General features: G+C 70.1%; 6 protein-coding genes. 3 read left to right on the top strand and 3 right to left on the bottom strand.

The window, feature by feature from the left end:
* Both AC1DSA_RS20880 and AC1DSA_RS20875 read left to right on the top strand, forming a co-directional pair.
* The coding region (locus AC1DSA_RS20880) for a hypothetical protein (protein WP_477892764.1) at nt 1-409 on the top strand (409 nt) is incomplete at its 5' end.
* Between the two features lie 211 nt (nt 410-620).
* Nucleotides 621-1,469 carry an N-acyl homoserine lactonase family protein gene (locus AC1DSA_RS20875; RefSeq protein WP_477892762.1) on the top strand — a complete coding sequence of 283 codons (849 nt, stop codon included), beginning with the start codon at nt 621-623 and terminating at the stop codon, nt 1,467-1,469.
* Nucleotides 1,470-1,549: 80 nt separating this feature from the next.
* On the opposite strand, the gene AC1DSA_RS20870 is transcribed toward AC1DSA_RS20875, so the two are convergent.
* From AC1DSA_RS20870 to AC1DSA_RS20860, 3 genes are read right to left on the bottom strand one after another with little or no spacing between them, the layout of a single operon-like run.
* The gene (locus AC1DSA_RS20870; protein WP_477892760.1) at nt 1,550-4,291 is read right to left on the bottom strand and encodes a beta strand repeat-containing protein; all 2,742 of its coding nucleotides are present in this window, start codon (nt 4,289-4,291) and stop codon (nt 1,550-1,552) included.
* 55 nt (nt 4,292-4,346) lie between these two features.
* On the bottom strand, nt 4,347-5,681 hold the full coding sequence (locus AC1DSA_RS20865) for an HlyD family type I secretion periplasmic adaptor subunit (RefSeq protein WP_477892758.1): 1,335 nt from the start codon (nt 5,679-5,681) through the stop codon (nt 4,347-4,349).
* Nucleotides 5,678-7,393 carry a type I secretion system permease/ATPase gene (locus AC1DSA_RS20860; RefSeq protein ID WP_477892756.1) on the bottom strand — a complete coding sequence of 572 codons (1,716 nt, stop codon included), beginning with the start codon at nt 7,391-7,393 and terminating at the stop codon, nt 5,678-5,680. The genes AC1DSA_RS20865 and AC1DSA_RS20860 overlap by 4 nt, the downstream gene beginning before the upstream one ends.
* A gap of 325 nt (nt 7,394-7,718) precedes the next feature.
* On the opposite strand from AC1DSA_RS20860, the gene AC1DSA_RS20855 reads away from it, so the two are divergent.
* Nucleotides 7,719-9,341, top strand: a complete 1,623-nt coding sequence (locus tag AC1DSA_RS20855; protein WP_477892754.1) for an SEL1-like repeat protein — start codon at nt 7,719-7,721, stop codon at nt 9,339-9,341.
* Nucleotides 9,342-9,442 lie beyond the last annotated feature (101 nt).

Genomic DNA, 9,442 nt, shown 5'->3' with positions numbered 1-9,442 from the left:
CGGCGCCGCTGTCGGCGGCATGACCGGGCCGGTCGGCGCGGCCGTTGGCGCCGCGGTCGGCGCCGTGGTGGGCGCCGTTGCCGGCAAGGGCGTGGCCAAGGCCGCCGACCCGGCCGTCGAGGAGGCGTACTGGCGCGACAACTACGCCAGCCGTCCCTACGTGACGGGCAGCGCCAACTACGACGACTACGGCCCGGCGTACCGCTATGGCGTGGACTCGTACTCCAAGTACCCGAACCGCTCGTTCGACGAGGTGGAGCCCGAGCTGACCCGTGACTGGAGCCGGGCCCGCGGCCAGTCCTCGCTGGAGTGGGAAAACGCCAAGCACGCCTCCCGCGATGCATGGCACCGCGTGAGCAACGCCGTGGAGCGCGCGGTTCCGGGTGACTCGGACCGCGACGGCAAGTAAGCGTCGATGCGGGAGGGAGTGCCGCGCGCACTCCCTCCTTTTTTTTGGGTCCGCCAACGCGACCCATCCGAACCGCACCCTTCCTTCTTACAGCGGATGAGTTGGCGCGGCGGAATCGCCGGCGTACAGTTCGCCGGCACCCGAGTCGAGTCCACGGCCAGCAGCCCGATCCAGTCGATGCAGGGCCTGCGCGGGTGCGCGGAGGCATCCCATGGCACGCGCGCGTTCGATCCTCACCGGCTTCTTCGTCACGCTCCTGCTCGCGTCGCTCGCGGGCTGCACGTCCCCACCCATGGGCGCTGCGCCATCGGCATCGGGCCTGCAACGCCTGTACATCCTGAACTGCGGAGAAGGGGTGGCCGGCGACGTGTCGCGCTGGTCGCCCGGCGTCAACGTCGGCAAGCCGATGGACTTCGTCGACAACTGCTACCTGCTCCGGCACGCCCAGGGCTGGCTGCTGTGGGACACCGGATTGCCCGACGCGGTCGCCGGCATGCCCGACGGACTGAAGCCCAGCGATCCGCGTGCCGTGCTCTGGCGCCGGCCGCGCACGCTGGCGGCGCAGCTCGCGGAGATCGGCGTGAAGCCCTCGGACATCCGCTATGTCGCCGTGTCCCACAGCCACCCGGACCACACGGGCAACGTCGCGATGTTCCCGGACGCCATGCTGCTGGTGCAGAAGGCCGAGTACGAATGGCCGCAGGCCTCCGGGCCGCGTTTCCCGCCTCAGCTCCGCGTCACCGAGCTGGAAGGCGATCGCGACGTGTTCGGCGACGGCAGCGTCCTGATCCTGGCGACGCCGGGACACACGCCTGGGCACCAGTCGCTGCTGGTGAAGCTGCCGCGCACGGGCGCGGTGATCCTGTCGGGCGACGTCGCCCACTTCAAGGACAACTGGGACGCGCGGCGCGTCCCCGTCATCAATGTCGACAAGGAACGAAGCCTTGCCTCCATGCAGCGGCTGGCGGGGATCATGGCCACGCAACCGGCGCAGCTCTGGATCAACCACGACAAGGCGCAGCGCGACGCCCTGAAGATGGCGCCGGCCTTCTACGAATAAGATGAAGCGACCGATCCGGTAGCTGCTTCGGCCAGCCACCCCGCAAGCGCAATCGCTTGCGCTTGCGGGGCGGGCTGCCGTTACAGCAGGGTCGTCGTGGTCGGCGCGTCGGCGACCAGCTGGATCTGGATCTCGCCGTTGGTCAATACGTCGTCGCCGGGGCCGCCGATCAGCACGTCATCGCCGGGGCCGCCATCCAGCGCGTCGTTGCCCGAGCCGCCGATCAGCACGTCGTCGCCGGTACCGCCGTTGGCGGCGATGCCGATCGGGTCGAGAACGCCGGAAGCGTCCACCACGTCGTCGCCACCCAACCCGTTGATCACCAGGTGGTCGAAGGCGGATTCGAAGTTCTCGATCACCACCTGCTGGGCCAGTCCCTGGATGACCAGCGAGGTGCCGCTCGAGAAGATGACAATGACGTCGTCCCCGGCAGTGGCATTCAGGGTCACGGTGTCGGACTGGCCGTCGCCCCCGCCGCCCGCGACGCCCAGGTTGACGCGCACGCCCGTGACGTCGGTGCCCGACAGGTCGTTCACCACCACGTTGTCGGCCCCGCCCAGGGCGTTGAAGTCGATCTGCTCGACGCCGTTCAGGTCCATCGTGACGTTGGCGATGTCGCGGAAGAAGCGCGCCCGGGTGCCGTTGGCGGAGATGTCGATGTTCTCGGCGATGTTGGCGCCGTTGAACTGCAGCGTGTCGAAGCCGTCCTGGCCTTCGACGGTGTCGTTGTCGTCGCCCGGGTTCCAGACGAAGGTGTCGTCGCCGGCGCCCATCAGTGCCAGGTCGTTGCCGTCGCCGCCATTGACCAGGTCACCGCCCTTGCTGCCGATCAGCGTGTCGACACCCAGGCCGCCATTGAGCGTCAGCGACACGGCGTCGGCCTGCAGGCCGCTGGCATCGATCACGTCGTCGCCGCCGAGACCGTTGAGCACCAGCCCGTCGCTGGACTCCTGGGACACGATCTCCGTACCGGCTGCCAGCCCCGTGACGTGCAGGCCGCCAACGCCGCCGGTGACCTTGAAGACATCGTTGCCCTGCGTCGCCTGCACGGTGACCGTGTCGACGGCGCCGTCGCCGCCGCCGCCGGAGGCGCCCAGGTCCACGTCGACCTCGGACACGCCGGTGCCGGTCAGGTCGCCGACCACGACGTTGTCCGCGCCGCCCAGTGCGTGGAAGTCGATGCGCTCCACGCCGTTCAGGTCCATCGTGATGGCGGCGATGTCGCGGAAGAAGCGCGCCCGCGTGCCGTTGGCGGAGATGTCGATGTTCTCGGCAATGTTGGCGCCGTTGAACAGCAGCGTGTCGATGCCGTCCTGGCCCTCCACGGTGTCGCTCCCGTCGCCCGGATTCCACTGGAAGAGGTCGTTGCCCGCGCCCAGGAAGGCGAGGTCGTCGCCCCGGCCGCCGAGGACCAGGTCGTCGCCGTCGCCGCCGAGGAGGGTGTCCGCGCCCTGGCTGCCCAGGATCGTGTCGGCGCCGGCACCGCCATCGATCGTGAGCTTCATGACGCCGGTCGGCAAGGTGGCCGCGCTGATCAGGTCGTCGCCGCCGCCGCCGTTGACGACGAGGGTGTCGTTGGCGCCCTCCGCACCGGTGATCGACACGACGGCGGGAAGACCCACCACCGCCGCCGACGTGCCGTTGCCGATCACGTCGATGTGGTCGCCGCCGTTCGTGCCCTTGACGGAGACGGTGTCGGCCGCGCCGTCGCCGGTCGTTCCGCCGATGGTCGACCCGAGGCTGACGTCCACCTGCGTCACGTCGGTCCCGCTCAGGTCGTTCACGGTGATGGCGTCGGCGCCGCCGAGCGCGTTGACCTGGATGCGCTCCACGTCGTTCACGTCCATCACGATGCCGCCGATGTTGCGCGTGAAGCGCGTGCGGCCGCCGTTGGCCGAGATGTCGAAGGTCTCCGCGATGTTGGCTCCGTTGAACACCATGGTGTCGGCGCCGTTGCCGCCTTCGACCGTGTCGCTGCCGTCGCCCGGATCCCACTGGAAGATGTCGTCGCCGTCGCCCATCAGGATGGTGTCGTTGCCCTGCTGGCCGTCGATGAAGTCGTTGCCGGTTCCGCCGATCAGGAGGTCGTTGCCGTTGCCGCCCGAGATCGTGTCGTTGCCGTCGCCGCCGTCGACGGTCAGCTGGATCAGCGTCGACAGGTTGCCCGAGGCGCTAAAGCTGTCGTCGCCTCCGTTCATGTTCAGCACCAGTTTTTCGGTGGTGCCAATGTCCAGGAAGAAGGGCGCCGGGGACACGCGGTCGAAACGAACCCGGGTGCCATTGGCGGTGGCGCTGAAGATCTCGGCACCGTTGCCGCCGTTCACCTCCGCCGTGTCGGTGCCGTCGCCCCCTTCCATGAGGTCGTTGTCGTCGCCCGGGTTCCAGATCATGCGGTCGTCGCCCGCCTCGCCGAACATCTGGTCATCTCCGTCGCCGCCGGTAAGCACGTCGTTGCCGGCGCCGCCGAACAGCAGGTCGTTGCCGCCCTTGCCGAGCAGCGTGTCGTTGCCGGCCTGTCCGAACAGCTTGTCGCCCCCGGATCCCCCGGTGATGGTGTCGTTGCCGGCACCGCCGAACAGGTTGGCTGCGGGCAGCGCTCCGTTGACTTCGCTCAGCGTGATGATGTCGTTGCCGCCCTGGCCGAAGACCTGGATCAGGCTGGTGTTGGCGACGGTGGGCTTGCCGCCGATCACGTTGACGGCGCCCCCGTTGACCAGGATGTTGCCGGCCGCGTCGCGGCTGGTGACGATGTTGTTGTCCTGGTTGTCACCGAATTCCGTGAGGGTTCCGGTGCCGGGAGTGAATTGGGCTGTGACGGCCATGAGTCTCTCTCTCTAGGGTGGGTTGGGAAGGAAAGGAAGGACGCGGGGTGCCGGCTCAGGGCTCCCGCATCGCGCGGGTCGCGAACAGGGAAAGGGGTTTCGCGAGGTATTCGATCGGCGTGCGCTGCGCCGTGGTGACGAACAGCTCCACCGGCATGCCGGCCTGCAGCCGGACGTCCGGGCGTTGCCGGAGTGCCGTGGCGTCGACTTCGACGGTGGTGTCGAACCACGCGTCGCGCCCGTCGGGGCTGCTCATGCGGTCCGGCGACACGAAGGTCACGCGCGCCGGCAGCGGGCGCAGCGCGGAGGCCTCGTCGCCCAGCAGGCGCACTTCCGCCGAGCCGCCCTTGCGCACGTGCTCCACGTCCTGCGGCCGCACCCGCGCCTCGACCACCAGCCGCTCCTGCTCCGGCACCACGTCCAGCAGCGGTGCGCGCGGCGCGATCGCCTCGCCGACGGCCGCCACGCGCAGCGCCATCACCTCGCCGGCGACCGGCGAGCGCACCAGCTGGCGCTCGGCCTGGTCGCGCGAGGGCAGCAGCTTCTGCTCGGTCTCGCGCACGCGGGTGGAGGCTTCCTTCAATTCGTCGGCCGCCTGGCTCTGGTACTGGTTGCGCAGCTGCGCGGAGTGGGCGTTCATCTCGCCGATGCGCTGGCGCACGGCCGCCAGCTCGCCGCGAAATTCGGCGAGGCGGGCGCGGTAGTCGGCCGCATTGCGCTGCAGCGCCAGCATGCGCGTGCGGTTGATGAACCCCTCCTTGACCAGCTGCTCGTTCATCTGCAGTTCGGAGGCGGCGTACTGGTTGGAATCGTCAGCGGCATCGATGCGGGCCTGCAGCGCCTCGGCCTGCGACTGCGCCTGGTGCACCTGCTCGCGCAGCGACGCGACCTGGTCGTCGAGCGCGCGGCGGCGCGCGGCGAACAGGGCCCTCTCCCGGCCGACATGGTCCGCCGCATCGGCGCCCTGCAGTTCGGGCGGAATCGTGACCCCGGGCTGGAGCGCGGCTTCCGCCGTGGCGCGCGCGCGGGCGGCGAGCGCGGCCCGCAGGGCATCGCGGTGCAGCGCCAGCTCGGCGTCGGTGCGCAGGTCGCCGACCACCAGCAGCGGGTCGCCGGCCTGCACGTGCTGGCCTTCGCGCACCAGGATCTCGCGCACGATGCCGCCCTCCTGGTGCTGCACGGTCTTGCGGTTCAGTTCGACCTTGATGCGGGCGGGCGCCACCACCGCGCCGGCGATCGGTGCGGCTGCGGCCCAGAAGATGACCGCGGCGCCAGTGATCGCGAGCGTGACAGCGCCCTGGCGTGCCAGGCGTCGCCACTGCGGGCGGTCCGTGGCGTGGTCGCGATCGTTCAGCAAGTCGGCGATGCTGCGGGTGCCTGCGGGATTCATGCGGCGGCTCCCAGCGCCGTGACGGGGGTGGCGGTGGGTTTGCGCTGTCCGGGCGCGGCGCTCGTCGCGAGCTGGGGCAGCAGCGCCGCGGCGGCGGCGAACGCCACGACGGCGCCGTCCTTGAGCACGGCGATCTTGTCCAGGGAAGCCATCAGCGCCGGCCGGTGGCCGACGACGATCACCGTCGTTCCGCGCGCCTTGAGCGTCTGCAGCGCCGCACGCAAGGCCTCGTCGCCTTCGGCATCGAGGTTCGCGTTGGGCTCGTCGAGGACCACGAGCTTGGGATCGCCGTACAGCGCCCGGGCGAGCGCGATGCGCTGGCGCTGGCCGCCCGAGAGGCGCGAGCCGCCGTCGCCGATCGGCGTGTCGTAGCCTTGCGGCAGGCGCAGGATCATGTCGTGCGCATGCGCCAGCCGTGCCGCCGCGACGACGCGCTCGTCGTCCACCGCCCCCAGGCGCGCGACGTTCTCGGCGACGGTGCCGGCGAACAGTTCCACGTCCTGCGGCAGGTAGCCCAGGTGCGTGCCGAGCGCGTCGCGGTCCCAGTGGCCGATGTCGGCGCCGTCGAGGCGCACGGTGCCGGACTGCGGTCGCCAGATGCCCAGCAGCAGCCGCGCCAGCGTGGTCTTGCCGGACGCGCTCGGCCCGATCAGGCCGAGGCTCTCGCCCGCTTCGATGGAGAACTGCGCGCCCTTGATCAGGGCGGGGCGGTTCGCCTCATGCCCGAACACGACGCGCTCGACGTCCAGCCGCCCGCTCGGTGTCGGGAGCGACAGCGGCGGCTCGGCCTGGCTGGTCGACCGCCGCTCGTTCAGGCGGCGCCATGCGCCACGCGCTTCGAGCTGCTGCTTCCAGCCGCTGACCAGCAGTTCCAGTGGCTGCAGCGCGCGGCCCAGCAGGATCGTCGTCGCGACCATCACGCCCGGCGAAGCGCCGGCGCCGATCACCAGCCAGGCGCCCACGCCGAGCATCACCACCTGCAGGCCCTGGCGCAGCATCCGCGCCAGCGCGGCCAACCGCGCGGAGCGTGCCGCAAGCTGGGTCTGCAACTGCAACTGCGCCTCCTGGTCGCTGCGCCACGCATTGACCGCGGACCGGCCCATGCCCATTCCGAAAATCACCTCTGCGTTGCGCGTCAGGGCGTCGGCCCTGCGGCTGGCAACGCGTGCGCTCTTCAGCAGGCGTTCCTGCGGCTTGCGCGTCATGCGTTCGGTGAGCACGCCGAGCGCCGCGAGCACGAGCGCGCCCAGCGCGGCGACGCCGCCCAGCACCGGGTGCATCAGCGTGATGACCAGCAGGTACACGGGCAGCCAGGGTGCGTCCATCAGCGACTGGATCGCCGGGCCGCCCAGGAAGGCGCGCAGTCGTGCGACGTCGCGCAGCGCTTCGGTGTCGGCGCGGCCGCTGCCGGGACGGACCGCATCGCGCAGCGCATCGGCGAGCGCGACCGGCGCCAGGCGCGCCTCGAGTACGCGGCCGGCGTGGGCCAGTGTGCGGGCGCGCAAGGTGTCCATGCCGTACATCAGCACGAGCGCGAGGGCTGCGAGTGCCGACAGCATCACGAGCGTCTCGACGCTGCGGCTGGAAAACACGCGGTCGAACACCTGCGACATGTAGAGCGCGGGCACCAGCATGGCGACGTTCAGCAGCAGGCTGGCAACGGCCGCCAGCAGGAGAAAGGGACGCAAGCGCGAAGCGAAAAGCCAGGTCATGGTGGTTGTCCTTCTCGCAGGGGGAGCGCGTCGCGCAACGGTGGATGCCGGCCCCGCTCCTGGAGTGGGCACAGCTTGGCCGGCCCGTGTATCGCCGCGAGCACGCCCGGCGGCCGACGTGTCGCGGCCTTGTATCCGGCTCGTATCGCGAAAAGGTCGTGGCGCCACGCGGGGAGCTGGCGGGAACTTCGGGACGCATTCGTGATCGCTGCGATCCGCGTTGTCGTCATCCCGTCGGATGCTGCGTGGGTTCCATCGGGCGGCCGTTGCAATCCATCCCCGGCGCTGGGCATAGTCGCCGCAGACAACGAGGGAGAGGGATGTGATGAAGAACGAGCGCTTTCGTATGCGTGCAGTGGTGATCGCCATTGCGCTCACGCTCTCGACCCAGGCCTGGGCGAACTACGCAGCAGGAATGGACGCGTTGGCGGTCAAGGACCATGCACGCGCCCGCCTCGAGTTCGAGGGCGAACCAGCCAATGCCCAGGCGGTCTACCAGTTGGCCCGCATGGCCCAACTGGGCCTGGGCGAACCCCGCAACCCGGCACGCAGGGCCAACCTGCTCCAGCGATCGGCGGACCTCGGATTCCCGCGGGCCAAGTACGAATGGGCACAGGTGCTGGCAAATGGTGCCGGCGTCCCGGCCGATCCTGCTCGCGCCCTGAAGCTGCTGGAGGAACTCGATGCAGCCAACCAGCTGGACGCGACCGTCTACCTTGGAAGGGCCTACCGGTTCGGGTGGTGGGGCATCGCCAAGGATGCAGCGCGCTCCACCGCCTTGATGCGCAAGGCATCGGAAGCGGGCAGCACCACCGCCACGACCTTGTATGCCTCGGCGCTGATCGAGGGCCTGGGCGTCACGCCCGACGTCCCGCGCGGCACCGCGATGCTCAAGGACCTGTCGGACCGTGGGCTCACGGATGCCCAGATGGAATACGCACGCTATCTCAGCTTCGGCATCTCGGGCGTGACCAAGGACGAAGCAGCGGGTACGGCCCTCTACCGCAAGGTGGCGGACCTGGGCGACGCCAATGCGCAGTACGGCGTCTGCCTGGCCCTCCTGAACGGGCGCGGCGTCCCGCGCGATGAAGCGGCCGCCGCGCGCTGGTGCGACGCCGCGGCACGCCAGGGCGACGAGTGGTCCCAATTGCGGCTCGGGGACCTGTACCGCAACGGCACCGGCGTGCCCCGCATGCGCGGCTATGCCTACTACTGGTACACGCTGGCCGCGCGAAGCGCGGGGTCGGCCGGCGAGCAGGCGCGCGAGCGGCGCGCGACGCTGGCGCGCGAGATGACCGCTGCGGAAATCGACGGCCAGGTCAAGCGCGCGGCGACATTCGAACCGCAGCCGGGATTCCGTCCGCGCGCCGAGCCCCTGCCCGCGCTGGCCCACGGCGACCGTGTCACGATGGGCCCGGTCTCCATCGTGGTTCCGATGCCGTCCGGGTACATGAACAACGCGGAGTTCGTCGAGTACCTCCAGCGTGCCTCGCCCAACGACCCCGACCTGTCGCCACGGCTGATGGTGCTGTCCCACCAGGACGACATGAACCGGATGAAGTTGGGCGTGCCCGGCACATTGCGTTCCGTGGAGGTCGGCCGGCATCTGGGCGACGACGTGACGGTCACGCCGGCGCTCTTCGCCGAGATCCGCAAGCAGATGCGCGCCGGCATCCAGGTGGCGCAGGCCGCGGGCCGCTTGAAGATCGAGACGCTGCGGGACGATGACACGGTCTTCTTCTTCGTGCGTTCATCGCAGATCGGCCAGAACCGGGCGAGCGCGACGGCACTCGTCCTCGTGAGCGGCCGGGTCCTGTCCGTGACCTTCAGCGGCTTCGAGCTCGAGCAGTTGCCGGAGTTGCGCGAGCTGGGGGAGTCGTTTGCCAAGGACATGCTCGCGCGCAACGGGCGCGGCGCGCCCAACGTGTTCGGGTCCAACAACCAGTAGCCGGCGCGCCTGCGCCATCGGGCCGCGGCGCGATGGCAAGCCCCCTTACATCCGGAGCCGTAACTGCACGTTTTCGTGCGCGCGCTTCCGGAATGCTCACC

The sequence above is a fragment of the Ramlibacter sp. P4_H7 genome (assembly GCF_056400765.1).
This window is presented reverse-complemented; position numbering and strand designations above follow the sequence as displayed.

Coding starts and splice junctions, on each gene's coding strand:
- AC1DSA_RS20875 (WP_477892762.1), top strand. CDS start 621: ATGGCACGCGCGCGTTCGATCCTCACCGGCTTCTTCGTCACGCTCCTG.
- AC1DSA_RS20855 (WP_477892754.1), top strand. CDS start 7,719: ATGAAGAACGAGCGCTTTCGTATGCGTGCAGTGGTGATCGCCATTGCG.
- AC1DSA_RS20860 (WP_477892756.1), bottom strand. CDS start 7,393: ATGACCTGGCTTTTCGCTTCGCGCTTGCGTCCCTTTCTCCTGCTGGCG.
- AC1DSA_RS20870 (WP_477892760.1), bottom strand. CDS start 4,291: ATGGCCGTCACAGCCCAATTCACTCCCGGCACCGGAACCCTCACGGAA.
- AC1DSA_RS20865 (WP_477892758.1), bottom strand. CDS start 5,681: ATGAATCCCGCAGGCACCCGCAGCATCGCCGACTTGCTGAACGATCGC.